The sequence below is a fragment of the Candidatus Ozemobacteraceae bacterium genome (assembly GCA_035373905.1).
Classification (GTDB): Bacteria; Muiribacteriota; Ozemobacteria; order Ozemobacterales; family Ozemobacteraceae; genus MWAR01.
Map to the genome: position 1 here is coordinate 1 of DAOSOK010000004.1, position 14,059 is coordinate 14,059.

11 protein-coding genes are annotated in these 14,059 nt (G+C 62.2%); 8 read left to right on the top strand and 3 right to left on the bottom strand.

Annotated elements, in window-relative coordinates; translation table 11 throughout:
* Positions 1–14: 14 nt before the first annotated feature.
* Entirely contained in the window at positions 15–485 is a 471-nt protein-coding gene (locus PLU72_02445; protein ID HOT27019.1) for a hypothetical protein, read from the bottom strand.
* A gap of 617 nt (positions 486–1,102) precedes the next feature.
* Between PLU72_02445 and PLU72_02450 the strand changes: the two genes are divergently transcribed.
* The 5 genes from PLU72_02450 to PLU72_02470 are packed head-to-tail and all read left to right on the top strand — an operon-like array spanning position 1,103 to position 5,588.
* Complete coding sequence (locus PLU72_02450) at positions 1,103–2,377, top strand: hypothetical protein (GenBank protein ID HOT27020.1); 1,275 nt, start codon at positions 1,103–1,105, stop codon at positions 2,375–2,377.
* Between the two features lie 30 nt (positions 2,378–2,407).
* Positions 2,408–3,433, top strand: coding sequence for a hypothetical protein (locus tag PLU72_02455; GenBank protein ID HOT27021.1), 1,026 nt, complete (start codon positions 2,408–2,410; stop codon positions 3,431–3,433).
* Between the two features lie 9 nt (positions 3,434–3,442).
* Positions 3,443–4,207 carry a prepilin-type N-terminal cleavage/methylation domain-containing protein gene (locus PLU72_02460; GenBank protein ID HOT27022.1) on the top strand — a complete coding sequence of 255 codons (765 nt, stop codon included), beginning with the start codon at positions 3,443–3,445 and terminating at the stop codon, positions 4,205–4,207.
* Between the two features lie 2 nt (positions 4,208–4,209).
* Complete coding sequence (locus PLU72_02465; protein ID HOT27023.1) at positions 4,210–4,755, top strand: hypothetical protein; 546 nt, start codon at positions 4,210–4,212, stop codon at positions 4,753–4,755.
* Complete coding sequence (locus tag PLU72_02470; protein ID HOT27024.1) at positions 4,752–5,588, top strand: prepilin-type N-terminal cleavage/methylation domain-containing protein; 837 nt, start codon at positions 4,752–4,754, stop codon at positions 5,586–5,588. Before PLU72_02465 ends, PLU72_02470 begins: the two co-directional genes overlap by 4 nt.
* A gap of 163 nt (positions 5,589–5,751) precedes the next feature.
* On the opposite strand, the gene trxA is transcribed toward PLU72_02470, so the two are convergent.
* Positions 5,752–6,081: a thioredoxin gene (gene trxA / locus PLU72_02475; GenBank protein ID HOT27025.1), complete on the bottom strand. Its 330-nt coding sequence runs from the start codon at positions 6,079–6,081 to the stop codon at positions 5,752–5,754.
* Positions 6,082–6,775: 694 nt separating this feature from the next.
* Here trxA and PLU72_02480 point away from each other — a divergent pair.
* The 3 genes from PLU72_02480 (at position 6,776) to PLU72_02490 (ending at position 12,730) form a co-directional block, all read left to right on the top strand.
* Entirely contained in the window at positions 6,776–8,164 is a 1,389-nt protein-coding gene (locus PLU72_02480; protein HOT27026.1) for a TolC family protein, read from the top strand.
* Positions 8,165–8,344: 180 nt separating this feature from the next.
* Positions 8,345–9,487 carry an efflux RND transporter periplasmic adaptor subunit gene (locus PLU72_02485; GenBank protein ID HOT27027.1) on the top strand — a complete coding sequence of 381 codons (1,143 nt, stop codon included), beginning with the start codon at positions 8,345–8,347 and terminating at the stop codon, positions 9,485–9,487.
* Positions 9,488–9,490: 3 nt separating this feature from the next.
* Positions 9,491–12,730: an efflux RND transporter permease subunit gene (locus PLU72_02490; protein ID HOT27028.1), complete on the top strand. Its 3,240-nt coding sequence runs from the start codon at positions 9,491–9,493 to the stop codon at positions 12,728–12,730.
* Between the two features lie 184 nt (positions 12,731–12,914).
* Here the strand turns inward: PLU72_02490 and PLU72_02495 are convergent, their stop codons facing one another.
* Positions 12,915–14,006: a zf-HC2 domain-containing protein gene (locus tag PLU72_02495; protein HOT27029.1), complete on the bottom strand. Its 1,092-nt coding sequence runs from the start codon at positions 14,004–14,006 to the stop codon at positions 12,915–12,917.
* Between the last annotated feature and the right edge of the window lie 53 nt (positions 14,007–14,059).

Genomic DNA, 14,059 nt, shown 5'->3' on the forward strand with positions numbered 1-14,059 from the left:
CCGTGTCCACTTTTTCAAGTTGTCGTGAAAAGTACGCAAGATTCGGATGAACCCACCTTTTCACCTGCGCGGTGATCCTGTCGCATGAAGGCTTTCAAGGTGTTCGTATACCTCCGGAAACCCTCGCAGAACTGTGTGCGACCGAGGCCATGAGGTGTTTGCTCTCGATACTCTTCCCAGAGCCCCTGGAGGGTCAGGTCCTTGTCATTTCGGTATTCGAGATAGAGGGTGGGCCAATCCGGCGTGGGGATGGGGGGGCGCGCTCCTGGAACCGGAGGATACAACTGCTGTTCGAGGAGTGTTTCATCCAGTGCCAGAGCGGCATCGATCGTCAGGCCGCTTGCCCTGAAGCGCCTGAGGCATTCGCCGACGGAGCTGTGAACGACTTTGCACGAAGCGGCAACCTGACGCTGTGAAAGCCCGTGGAGAATTGTAAATCGCAAGATATCTTTAATCTTCCTCATCGAAAGCCTTTCTGCTGCCATATGTTCTTCGTCTCCTTTCGTGGGGACGAGAATGATAGCAACTGAACCAGTTCGATGGGGTGCGGGGCACGAAAACCAGCCAGGAGAGGATTTTTTGAGAAGGAAAGGGATGGGGCCGGGAAGGGAAAACCAAGAGCTGGTTTTCCCTTCTCCGGAAAGAACATTCGAAACATCTCGTAATATCCGCATCACAACTGGTTATCCGGCATGTCGGCCACCCAATCCGGGAAGTCGGCCAGTGTATCCGGCCTACACCGGATACCTGGCCAACTTCGTGCCGGATGGAGTGGCCGACTTCCACCGGACAAAGTGGCCGACATCAACCGGATGAACTGGCCGACATTAACCGGATAACACATTTCCAGCAGAAGCACATGAAAAGAGGTGTAACGAAATCGAAGTTTACAAGGTATTCTGAAGTGGGCTGCAAAAATGGGAATGAACCGGAAGGCAGTATCCGGCGTTCTGGATAGGCACATGGTATTCAATGAATGAAAACTTGACAGTTATGAGCGTATGATCTTAAATGAAGGTAGCGAGCGATCTTCGGAACGAGTGCCTCGCCTATCGATTGAATGCCGATATAAGAATTCATTTCTATGGTGGAGGAGAATGCCGTGAGAAACATGTTGATGCTTGGTGTCCTCGTGTGTGGTCTTCTTGTGCAGGCCGACACGTGCCGTGCGGCCGAAGCGGCTACCGGGATGCAACCTGCGGCAGGAGCGACGACCCCGGCGATCCAGAGTCCCGAGATGAATCTCCAGTTCGACAACGCATTGCCCGCGAACTTCCGTGGCGGTGATCCCGACAGCACCGAAGTGCATGTTCTCGAAGATCAGCCCTACAAGCGGCAGGAGCACACTCTCCTGTATGAGGACACTCCGCAGGGAATGGGTGCGCCGGCAGGCGCGACGTTCGAGGGGCCGCCGACCATCAACTGGACGACGGACCGGGTCGGTGCCGATGGCTCGGTTCAGACCATTTCCAACGACAACAACAACAAGGCGACGAGCGAAAGCGAGTTTCCCGAGCCCGGAGAGTATCGGGTCGGCAACAGCGGCGCCCGCCAGGTCAGCGGCAGCGGCGGCGGTGCCTCGAACACGTCCGGAAGCGAGGGACAGTCGGCGTCGAGCGCCGGCTCTGGTACATCCGCAGGAACGGCGGGCAGCGCTGCAGCGGGCAGCCAGCGCGTGACGTCTACCCAGACGACCGGCGTGGTCTGCCATGACGTGACCAGCCCGAACGTGTGGGCCGTCTTCCAGGAAGCCGCCGGAAACACCCAGGCGGCGCTTGACGAGACCGAACTTCAGCAGAAGCTGAGCGAGCAGCTGCTCGCTGCCAAGGGGCAGTTCGACCCAGCGGCGCCCGTTTCCGACGCGCTGAAGGGCGCCAGCATGCTTGCGATTTCCGAGTTTCCCGTCAACAGAAAGCCCGCCGAAAAGACGGCCGCCGTGGCCGTGAAGGGGCCCCTGTTCAACGAAGTCGGGAAAGACGAGACGAAGGTTGCCGCCACCGTCGCCATGAAGGTGCTCGATGCGGAAACGCAGACGCGCCTGACCGAAGTCGGCGCCACGAGCTCGCTCAAGGGTATTTTCGTCCGCCGGAACGTGCCATTCATCGTCGTTGCCCTCGCGACGGACAACGGCGACAAGTGCACGACCGCGGCCGGAGCCGTCTGCCGGATCGAAACGACGGACGGGACCGAAGTCGACAAAGACGATAGTTCGTACATGTTCCGCGTCCCGAACTATCCCCGGAATGAATATAAGGATCAGCCCGAATATCAGTTCGTGATGGAAGGCGCCGACAAGGACGGCAACAAGACCGTCGTTCGCCTGCCGCTGTATGTTGTCAATACGCAGATGGCCGTTGAAGGCGGCCGCAACGAATAACCGACGAACGAAAAGGGGAACATGTCGAAGATGCGTCCTGTTTCACTGATACTGGCTGTTGGTGTTGTGTTCTCGATCGCGGCCGCCGCTCCGGCCCAGGAGCCGGCGGCTGGGACCCAGCCCCCCATCATCGATACGTCCAAGACGCCCTGGCTCGAAGGGGTCACCATCCCGACGAAGCCGCCGCACGTCAGCCCGCTGGTGCCGGTCGACATCGCGGGGGAGGGCGGCAACCCTGTTCCTGCAACGATCAGCGAGGATATTCCGATCCTGCTGATGGCGAATTCCGAGATTTTCGGGGAAAAGCCGCCCGCCACCTGGAATGGCACCGATCTCCCGGATGCAGAATGGACGGGGCGCGCGTCCGTACGCTGGTTTTTTGAGGACGTCGCCAAGAATCGCAGCATGCTTGCTTCTCTCACTGACGAGCTTCCTGAAAACCAGGTGAAGGTGATCCCGCTTGACCCGACGAAATCCGGAGCCGTCACGATCACGATCGCGAGGCCGATGAAATACCGCATCGCCGCCGACCGGTTCAGAACAACATTCGTGAACGCGAGTCGCAGCCTGTCCACTATCGTGACCGATATTACCCCCCCGGTGTGCGGCCTCGAGATCACTGCGGGCGGCGAATCGGGAACGGTGTATCCGGTCGAAAATCCGGTGCATGCATACCCGCTTCCGAAGCATGCCGATGTGATCTGCCGCGGCAAGCTGTTTGGAACTGCCGGCGATGACGAGAGCGTGACCGTCGAAGGCCTCGAACTGGGAGCGCGGATGATCGTACCTGCAGAGCGAGCGACCCTGCGCCTCGCGAAAGAGGCCGTCGTCACGCTCAAGCCCCTGCTCCAGGATAACCAGCAGGTCGACGAAAAGACCGTGCGCTTCGGCCTCTGCGAGGGGACCGGGGAAAAGCCGGCTCTCGTCGGCCAGGAGAACCCGGCCGAGCTGAAGCTGGCCGAGGTGAAACTGCCGGAAAAGCCCTTCTTGTTCATCGAGGCTGCGGATCTCGCCGGAAACCGGCAGGTGCTCTATATTCCAATACAAATACAATAACGGAGGTGCATGCGGGGGGCGGCTGGGGGATTCACCTGCCGCCGGTCCTGCGCGAACATGGCGAAGGAATCGCACGGACGCCTGCCCCTTCATGCCGATATGCGAGGAGATGCCGGCCTGATTCGCGAAAGCGGGCCGGCCGTCCTCTCTCTGCCGCCCCGGCTCCGGAAGCCTGACCGGCACGGAATCACGTTCATCGAGATCATGATCGCGGTCCTGATCCTCGCGGCGCTCCTGCTTCCGGTCTATCAGTTCATGAACTCGGCCGTTCGCGAGACCGAGCGGTTCTACGCCGAGGCCGTCGCGATCTCGCAGGCGAAGTTCATCATGGATACCCTGATGTTCCAGATTCCGTGGCGGGCTATCCGGGCGGGCAATCCGGCCAGGTTCGAGGACCCGAAAGCCGTACCGGCCGTCCAGACGATTCTGAATGCGCTGATGCCGCGCCTATTTGGCTCCGGATACGAGGGTGGGACGGTCGGAAGCTATGTGGGCGACGGCCTACTCATGGACAAAAAGGGATTCCTGTACCGCATTCGCCTCAAATGCGTCGATCTTGACGAAGTGGAGTTTGCGATCGACATCCCCGGCAAAGGAATCAGCACCTTCATGCCGAACAAGCTGACCCCCAAGGATGCCGACGGCAAGTATTCCGTGATGAAGAAGCTCATGCTGGAGATCCGGTGGTCTCTCCACAAAGGCACCGACCCTCTCCAGGATCCCCAGGCGAAAGCCCTCCATCTTGTTGCGATTAAATCGCACCTGGACGAATGACGATGGAACGCCGGCGCAACGTGAAAAGCAGACGGGGAATGGCGGTGGCGGTGGTGCTCTTTTTTGCTGTTTCTATAATGCTATTTATGTATATGCTGGTCGGCTCGAACACCAATCTTTCGCTGCAGAACAAGAAGACTCTCGGCCAGCTCCAGGCGTATTACCTCGCTCAGTCCGCCCTTCAGCACGTCATGCTGAAGCTGCGATTCCTGCCGAAGGAGACCTACGAAGCCTTCGCGGCCGGGGCGACGGTTCCGTATCCCGATGTGGAAAGCGATCTCCACCCGCAACTCCGCCTGACGAAGCCTGCCGGGGAAAACTGGTCGCTCTATGCCTCCTCCGTCGACGATTCGTCGTGTCCCGTCGAGGGAAAATATCAACTCACATCGATTCGCCTCGACAGTTCGCTCGACGGGATGAGCATGGTTCAGGACGGATATGAACTGGAGGTGACCGCGACGGTGAAGGGAACGGGCGGCCTGACGCATACCGACTCCGTGAAGGAGCAGATCATCATATCCCGATTTACCGGAGGCATCGGGCCATGAACCTGCATCCGGGAAGATGCTCGCCGGCCCGCGGCATGACGCTGATGGAGGTCATGATCGCCGTCGCCCTCGTTTCCCTCGTGTTCGGGGTCGCATACCGGATCATGGACCAGGCCCGGCGGGAGTCGCGCAAGGGTTTCTGGCTCCAGAAGGCGATCACCGAACTGCGCAACGGAACCCGAGCGATCTCGATGCGTCTGAAAAAGACGAGTTATCCGACGACGATCGCCAGGTCCGGGGGGCGGCAGATCGTGGTTTCTTACAAGGAAAAGAGAACCTATGACCATTCGGGCCGCTTGCGGAACCTGGTCGTCAAAAGCTCGAACGCCATGGATCTTATGACGAAAACTGGCGTGGTGCGTTCGTCGGCTGCCGAGACCGTCTTGATGCGATTCCCCGTGTGCGTTCCCGAAATGGATATCGATTCATATACATCCGGCGTCGTCACGTGGATCGAGGTCGTCATGGGGCCCGGTCCCGACTTTCCCATCAACGGTCTTTCGCGTATTTTCCTCCGGGAACGTGACGAAGCCTACGACACCAGAGCGCTACCCGATCGGGCGTATGGCCTGTCGACGGCGTTTGACCCTGCCCTTGCTGTCGCGAGCAGGAAAATCCTCGTCGGCGACGTCGACCAGGTAAGGATTGATACGTGGGCCATCGACGAGCTTTCCGGGGTCCACGTATCGAGCGCGGGCGCGGTTGGCACGACGACGAAAAAGAAATACCTCGTCTCGCTGCGGATCGACTGCATGAACCCGATTGACAAGACGATGACGATAGGAGATCAGAGCTCCGTCACGGTGAACACCGACGTGGGACCCCTTCCGTAGATAATCTGAAAGGGTTTCCCTGTCATAGAAGCGGCGTCGAGAGGCGTCGAGCGCTTCAGCCATAAATGATGCCGAACCCGTCGAAGCGCAAGAGACTTCCGCCCCCCGGCGGGTTCGGGGACGACGAACTGCAGATATCGGGACGTTCGTCGTTCGATCGGTTTCAGGCCGTTGCTAGCAGGCAGCCATGGATCTCGTGGGCAAGGGCGTGTTTCTGCATGACTCCGACCTGCGTCTTGACGAGTTTTCCATCCCGGAAGAACGCCAGCGTCGGAATCGACATTACGCCGAACCGCACGGCCAGCTGCTGGTTCTCATCCACATTGACTTTGGCCACTTTCACTTTTCCTTCGAAATCTTTCGCGATTTCTTCGATGGTCGGGCCGAACGCCCGGCAGGGGCCGCACCAGGGGGCCCAGAAATCGACGACGACGGGGATGTTGCCCGCTGTTACTTCCTGATCGAAATTCGCCTGGGATAATTCGAGTGTCATAACGTGTCTCCTTTGTCATGGTGGAATACTGTTCCGTATGCGGTGATGCGCCGCGGTGCTTCATTGACTCGGCAGAGCCGCGACAGAAGCCCAAATAGCAACAGGCGTGCCAGCTGTTGAAATCCTCGGTGCGATGCGATTTTCGAACGAGCGCGATGCGCCGGAGTCAGGCGAGTGCGCAGTATGTGCATAGATACCGTGTAGGTATTGCATGGTTCTGAATGCTGCCCGCGCGCGGATCGCGTCGAGGTTTTGCTGTCACGCCAGCTGGGCCGGGCTTGTGAAGCCAAACCCGAGCTCGGCAAAGGGGTGAGAGCTTTTCGTGCTTCGACAGACCCGCCACTATTGAGTTCTGCATATCAAAAACCAGCTTCATGTCTCCGTTCGTGCTGAGCTTGTCGAAGCACGAACAGCCACTTGCCGATGGTTCCTCATTTCGCCCTTCGACAGGCTCAGGGCGAACGGTTGGTTTCATTCTGCAGGACTCAATAATGGAAACGCGAAACGGCTTATCGTCTGCGGGAGTCGACAGACAGGCTGCATTGTCGTGATCGTGACGCCGGCAAGACTTTGAGAAATGCTTGGGATCAGCATGTCGTTGGACTTTGGCTGCCGTGGCACGGTTTGTGCTGATAGCGAAATCATGGTTATATAGGATCAGCTTCGAATCTCTAGAGGAATCCAGGAGGAAGTTATGTCCCGTGTCGATCGCCTGTGTATCGCCATGCTCTGTCTGACCTGCGTTTCAATGCCCGGTTTTGCCGCCGAGCCCCTGTCGATCGGCGAGGCCGTGAGAAAAGCCTTGGATCACAGCCCGGCACTCGGCGCCGCACGGGAAGGCGAGAGCGTGGCGCGCGAAAAGATCGGCGAGGCCCGGGCGATGCGCGGCGTCAAAGTGACGGCCGGCGTGTCCGATACCCGGCTTGACAGCCCGATGATGGCCTTCGGGGCTCGTCTTGACCAGGGCCGCATCGCGATGGCCGACTTCCAGCCCGACCGGCTGAACGACCCCGATGCGGTGAACAACCTCAAGATCGGTGCGCAGGTCGTCCTGCCGCTCCATCTCGGCGGCATGGACCGCCACGCGGAGCGCGCGGCTCGGTTCGGCCTCGATGCGGCCGCGCAGGACACGGCGCACGCCTCTGAGGAGACGATTTTTCGCACGATCGACACGTATCTCGGGGTTGTGCTCGCCCGCGAGAGCCTTGCGGTGGCCGAGAAGGCTTGCGAGATGTCGGCCGAGAGCCTGAAGAATGCGCAGGCCGCCGTCGAAGCCCAGCGCGCCGTCGAGTCGGACTTCCTCCAGGCGAAGGTACACCATTCCCAAAACCAGGAAACCAGCCTTCGGATGCAGAACCAGTATCGGCTCGCCCTCGAAGGCCTCGCCACGGTGATGGGCGTCGCCTCCGCTTCCGATTACGAGTTGACCATGCCGTTGCTCCTGGAAGAATGCACTTCCTGCGGAGAGGAGCCCGCGGTGCTTCTGGATATCGCCCTGCGCAAGCGCCCCGATTATCTTGCCCTGCTGAAGCGCGCCGACGCCGTTGCGCAGAGCGAGCGCATGCACCGCGGCGCGGTCCGGCCCCACGTCGTGCTCGGCGCGGCGGCAGACCACAACCGCGACGGCTTCGACGGCGACGGCCACGGCAACAGCATGGTGTTCGCGCGCGTCGACTGGAATATCGCCGACGGCGGTGAAGCGAGCCACAAGGCCGCGGGGGCGAGGGCCCAGGCGCGCCAGCTCAGGCTGGCGGCGCAGGCCCTGAAGGACGGGATCCATCTCCAGATCCGTGAGGCCGTGACGAGTATCAACAACGCGCTCGAACGGATCAGGGTCAGTCGGGAAGCCGTGGAAAACAGCACCGAGTCCCTCCGCATCCTGCGCGACCGGTATACGGCGGGGCTGGCGATCATGAGCGACCTGCTCGGGGCCGAGACCAGTCTCCTGTCGCACCGCATGAATCACCTGAAAGCGCTGTATGACTACTCGATCAGCCGAGCGCGCCTGAAGATGGCCCTCGGCGATCTCACGCTCGAGCGGTGCGCCCTGCTCCAGGACCAGGCGAATGCCGTTGAGAAGTGAATCCGCAGATCATGAATCGCATTCCCGTTCGTGCTGAGCCTGTCGAAGCACGATAGGCTTTCGCCCCCTTCGACAGGCTCAGGACAGGCTTCGACAGGCTCAGGGCGAACGGGTGTTTTACACATATATCACATAGTGTATCAATAGACGGCTTGATGCCGTAAGACGGGAGAATATTGTATGAATACGGCTATAAAATTTTGTATCGCCGGCCTTGCCGGGATGACGCTTCTGTTTTCCGGTGCGCCGTTGTCGGCGCAGGAAACTTGGCAGACGGCCGCGAACGTCGAGCAGAGCCTGGTTTACGAGGCGATCGGGAACATTCAGCCAAAGGTCGTGACGACGCTTTCCAGCAAGGTCATGGGCAACGTCCTCGAAGTGCTCAAGCGCGAGGGTGACACGGTGAAGGCCGGCGAAACCGTCGTGAAGATCGACGCCCGCGACGTCGCCTCTGACCTGGCCGGGGCCCGCGCGGGGCTTTCCGAAGCGGCAGCGATGAAGACCGAGATCGATCGCGGTCTTCAGGCCGCCCAGGCGCAGAAACAGCAGGCGGACGCCGGGCTGAAGCTCGCCGAGTCGTCCTTCCAGCGCATCAGGGAACTGTTCGAGAAAAAGTCGGTCAGCAAGCAGGAATACGACCAGGCCGAGGCGGCGTTCACTTCCGCCCAGGCCCAGGTGCGGGGTGCCCAGGCGCAGATCGACTCGCTCGAAGCGAAAAAATCGACCGTGAACGCCCGCATGTCGCAGGCCCAGGCCGGCATCAGCAAGGTCGAGACGATCAAAAGCCTTGCCGAGGTTACGGCGCCCTTCGGCGGCCGCGTCACGGCCCGCCGCATCGAACCCGGCATGCTCGCCGCCCCCGGCGTGCCCCTGCTGACGATCGAGGATTCGTCGCAGCTGCGGTTCGAGGCCATGGTGCCCGAGCGGTTCATCGCGTCGATCAGCGAAGGCATGCAGGTCGAGGTCACCATCGACGCCCTCGCGGGCCGCGCCTTCTCCGGCGTCGTCGCCGAGATCCTGCCGTCCGCCGACGCCCTCTCGCACACCTTCATCGTGAAGATCGCCCTCGCGGCACAGCCGGAACTCAGGAGCGGCATGTATGCCCGCGGGGCGTTCGTCATCGGCACCGAGACCGTGCTTCTTGTTCCGCCCGCAGCGGTCGAGACCCGCGGGCAACTCGAGGGCGTCTGGGCCGAGAGCGACGGGAAGCCAGTCTACAGGCTCGTCAGGACCGGCCGGACGATGCCGGGCGGCATCGAGATCCTCTCCGGCCTCAGGCCGGGCGACCGGTTCCTCGCCACGCCGCCCGCAGGAGGGAGATGACGCATGACGGAACTTGGCATTTCCGGCCGGTTTGCCGGCAAATTCATCAACTCGAAACTCACTCCGTTATTTATATTGCTTACAATAATACTCGGTGCTTTTGCCGTCGTCGTGACTCCACGCGAGGAGGAGCCGCAGATCGTCGTTCCGATGGTCGACATCTTCGTCGGCCTGCCCGGCGCGACGCCCCAGGAAGTCGAGGAACGGCTGATCCGTCCCCTCGAGAAACTCGTCTGGGAGATTCCCGGGGTCGAGTATCTCTACGGCACCTCGAGCCCCGAACAGGGGATGCTGATCGTCCGCTTCAAGGTCGGCCAGGACCTCGAACGCGCCCTGACTCGGCTCGGCGAGAAGCTCGAACATCACAAGGAAAAGGCCCCGCCCGGCACGGTCGGCCCGTTCGTGAAGAACCGCTCGATCGACGATGTGCCGATCATGGCGCTGACCTTCTGGAGCCGCCAGTACGATCATTACCAGCTCCGGCGCGTCGCCGCCCAGGCAGCTGACGAAATCAAGTCGATCGACGACGTGTCCGAACTGACCGTGATCGGCGGCCGGCCGCGCTCGGTTCGCGTCGAGTTCGACCCGTCGAAGCTTGCCGGCTTCAACCTGTCGCTGTTCGAGCTGATGCAGCAGCTCTCGGCCGGGAACCAGCTGTTCGGTTCGGGCCGCACGACCCGCGGCGACCGCGATCTGCTGATCGAAACCGGCTCGTTCTTCAAGACGGCGGAAGAGGTGCGCCGTCTCGTCGTCGGTGTGCGCGGCGGCCGGCCGATCCAACTGGCCGACGTGGCGACGGTCTCGGACGGCCCCGGCGAAAACGACGACTACGTGTTCATCGACTTCGGCCCCGGAGCCGCCGGAAAGGTGAAGAACGTTTCCGCCGCGGATCTCGAGGCCCCTTCCGCCCCGGCCGTGACGGTATCGGTCGCGAAGCGCCAGGGGACGAACGCGATCACGATCACGCACGAGATCGAGCGCCGTATCGAAGCCATGCACGGGCGCGTCATTCCCGAAGGCGTTCACGTGCAGGTCACCCGCAACTACGGCGAGACGTCGAGCGAGAAGTCGAACGAACTGCTGTATCACATGGCCCTCGCCACGATCTCGGTCGCGTTCCTGATCATGCTTTCCCTCGGCATGCGCGAGTCGGGCGTCGTCGCGACGGCGATCCCGGTCACTCTCGCCCTCACCCTGCTGGCGTTCTACGTCGGTGGCTATACATTGAACCGCATCACCCTGTTCGCCCTGATCTTCTCGATCGGCATCCTGGTCGACGACGCGATCGTCGTCGTCGAGAACATGGTGCGCCACTTCGCGATGAAGTCGAACGCGGGCCGCGACCCGGCGCAGGTGGCGGTCGAGTCGGTCGACGAGGTCGGCAACCCGACGATCCTCGCGACGGCGACCGTCATCGCCGCGATCCTGCCGATGGCGTTCGTGAGCGGCCTGATGGGGCCGTACATGCGGCCGATCCCGGTCGGCGCCTCGGCCGCGATGGTGTTTTCGCTGATCGTGGCCTTCATGGTGACGCCCTGGGCCGCTCTCCGCTTCCTTTCATTCGAGAAGCCTGGCGGGGAGGGCGAGTCGCACGGCCATCACACGGATGATTTCACGACCAGACTGTATCGGAAGATGATGCACCCGCTCATCGACAATCCCCGCGTTCGGAACTGGTTCCTCGCCGGCATCGTCGTGCTGCTGATCGCTGCGGTGGCGATGGTGCCCCTGCGGTTCGTGAAGGTGAAGATGCTGCCGTTCGACAACAAGAGCGAGTTCCAGGTCATCATCGACATGCCCGAGGGAACCGCCCTCGAGCGCACCGCCGAGGCAACGCAGGCTCTGGCGGCGCATCTGCGCACCGTTCCCGAGGTCGTCGATATCGAGAGCTATATCGGCTTGTCCGGCCCCTACAACTTCAACGGCCTCGTCCGCCACTACTTCCTGCGGCGCGGCTCGAACGTGGCCGATCTGCAGGTGAACCTCGTCGGCAAGGAACACCGCTCCGCACAGAGCCACCAGATCGCGGTGCGCGTCCGGCCCGAACTGCAGAAGATCGCCGAGCGGTACGGCGCGAACGTGAAGGTCGCCGAAGTGCCGCCCGGCCCGCCAGTCCTCCAGACGCTGGTCGCCGAGGTCTACGGCCCGGATCTCGACAAGGCCGCCGTCCTGGCGCGGCAGGTCGAGGAGCTGTTCCGCAAGGCGCCGGGCGTGGTCGATATCGATACGTATATCGAGGACGACCAGCACAAGGTGCGGTTCGAGGTCGACCGCGAGAAGTCCGCCATGCTGGGCATCTCGGCCGAACAGATCGCGAAGATGGTGCGCGTGGCCGTCGACGGCGCCGCCGTCAGTCTGATGCGGCTTCCCCGCGAGAAAGAGGACGTCCCGATCCTGGTGCGTCTGCCGAAAAGCGTGCGCACCGGCACCGAGTCGATCCTCTCGCTCCAGGTGACCTCGCCGGCGACCGGCCGGCAGGTGCCCCTGCGCGAGCTCGTGACGCCCGTCTCCGGCATCGAGCAGAAAAGCCGGTATCACAAGAACCTCAAATCCGTCGTCTACGTCGTCGCCGACGTGGCGGGCGCCGAAGAAAGCCCCGTCTACCCGATCCTCGGCCTCATCGGCGAGGTCGAAAAGCTCACCGCGCCCGACGGCGGCAAGGTCACCCAGTGGCACACCCGCGTGCCGACCGACACCTCGACCTACTCGCTCAAGTGGGACGGCGAGTGGCACATCACCTACGAGGTGTTCCACGACCTCGGCCTGGCCTTCGCCGTCGTCATGCTGTTGATTTACATCCTGGTGACGGCCTGGTTCCAGAACTTCGTCACGCCGCTCACGATCATGGTGCCGATCCCGCTGACCCTCGTCGGCATCCTGCCGGCACACTGGGCGCTGGGAGCGTTCTTCACGGCCACCTCGATGATCGGCTTCATCGCGGGCGCCGGCATCATCGTGCGCAACTCGATCATCCTGGTCGACTTCATCCAGCTCAAGCGCGCCGAGGGCCTTCCACTCTCGGAAGCGGTGATCGAGGCCGGCGCGGTCCGGTTCCGGCCGATGCTGCTCACCGCGGCCGCCGTCGTCGTCGGGGCCGCCGTCATCCTGTTCGACCCGATCTTCCAGGGGCTTGCCATCAGCCTGATGGCCGGCGAGGTCGCAAGCACGCTCCTGGCGCGCATCGCCGTGCCCGTGCTGTATTACATGGAAGCGGCGCACGAGGAGAAACAGGCTGCAGGCTGACCTTTCCGGGGAAAAACACGGGCGCGGGGCCGGATTTTCAGGCTCCGCGCCGTTTTTTCGCCGGCGATATCAATGTTCCGGAAAGGAAACGGCATCCGCAGGTGCGCAGATGCCGCAGATATAATATGAATATGTATATATAAAAACCAGGAGTGGAGTCTTTCAGCACGGCCTTGAAAAACGGCTAGTTGGCTCCGGGCTGGTGGTCCAGGAGGGTGGACAGCGGGTCGTCGGGAACGCCGGCCGGTGATGCCGTTGCCGATGCCGGTTGGAGTGTCGGGGAGGCCACGACGGCGGCCGAAGTGGGCTGCGGGAACTCCGGTTGTCCGATGACCGCCGACGGCGTCGCCGTTTCAGAGGCGACGGCGGGGATGGCGGTGTCGATCGTGCGCGGCGAGGGGACGGCGTCCCATGCCCGGATGTCGGGTTCGGCGAGCGTTTCGAGAGAGACCCGTTCGCCGCAGACCGCGCGGGTTCCCGGGGTGAGAATGATCGGCGGCTCCGAGGCGATGCTCAGCGTGAGCTTCCCTTCGAACAGATCGACGCGGGCGGTATTCGATGCGATCCTGACGCCGAATGCCGCGTTGACGGCCTTGATCGAAACGGCCCCGGCGTTCAGGGGGCGGATGGCAGGCTGACCGGATGCGAAATTGCACCTGACGGCCCCGGCCTCGAGCCGGAGTTGTTCGTTGTCGATCGTGAGCCTGGAGTCGGGGAGAAGGTCGATCCGGCCGCTCGTTTCGACCGTGAGAGCGAAATGGCCGTCGCTTCCTGTGGTGAAGGAGGTCGGTTCCGTGAAGAGGCCGTTCGTCAGGTTCGTCGAAGCGCTCCAGCGGCCTTCTGCGGAGATCAGGCCGACGGGCGCGTCGAGCTTCCCGGCCAGCGCCGTCCGGGCCTGCGACGAGGTCCGCGTGCCGCCCGGCCCGTCGGAGACGGGGCGGGAAGTCGAGAAGAACAGCAGCCCGGCGAGGGCGGCCGTGGCGAGAACCGACAGCCAGCCGATGAAACGGCGGGCGCCGCCGGCCGTTTCAGCCGTGCCGGGCACCGCCTGGACCGGAACCGGAAGACCCCGGACGGCTGCCATGATGCGCGGCGTGAGGTCGGGGCCTTCGCGGAGGCGCAGCCGCTTCAGATCGGCCTGGCCCCGGCGGGCTTCGTCGATCATCGCCCGGCACGCGCCGCATTCGCCGAGATGGCGCTCGAAGGCGGCCCGCTCGCTGCCCTGCAGCGCGCCGTCCAGATACTCGCAGCACCTTACCTCGTCGAAATGGTTCATATCGTTCATCCTGTCGTTCTTATCTTTCCCTGAAACGACCGACGGTTACATTC

Coding starts and splice junctions, on each gene's coding strand:
- PLU72_02445 (HOT27019.1), bottom strand. CDS start 485: ATGGCAGCAGAAAGGCTTTCGATGAGGAAGATTAAAGATATCTTGCGA.
- PLU72_02455 (HOT27021.1), top strand. CDS start 2,408: ATGCGTCCTGTTTCACTGATACTGGCTGTTGGTGTTGTGTTCTCGATC.
- PLU72_02460 (HOT27022.1), top strand. CDS start 3,443: ATGCGGGGGGCGGCTGGGGGATTCACCTGCCGCCGGTCCTGCGCGAAC.
- PLU72_02465 (HOT27023.1), top strand. CDS start 4,210: ATGGAACGCCGGCGCAACGTGAAAAGCAGACGGGGAATGGCGGTGGCG.
- PLU72_02470 (HOT27024.1), top strand. CDS start 4,752: ATGAACCTGCATCCGGGAAGATGCTCGCCGGCCCGCGGCATGACGCTG.
- trxA (HOT27025.1), bottom strand. CDS start 6,081: ATGACACTCGAATTATCCCAGGCGAATTTCGATCAGGAAGTAACAGCG.
- PLU72_02480 (HOT27026.1), top strand. CDS start 6,776: ATGTCCCGTGTCGATCGCCTGTGTATCGCCATGCTCTGTCTGACCTGC.
- PLU72_02485 (HOT27027.1), top strand. CDS start 8,345: ATGAATACGGCTATAAAATTTTGTATCGCCGGCCTTGCCGGGATGACG.
- PLU72_02490 (HOT27028.1), top strand. CDS start 9,491: ATGACGGAACTTGGCATTTCCGGCCGGTTTGCCGGCAAATTCATCAAC.
- PLU72_02495 (HOT27029.1), bottom strand. CDS start 14,006: ATGAACCATTTCGACGAGGTAAGGTGCTGCGAGTATCTGGACGGCGCG.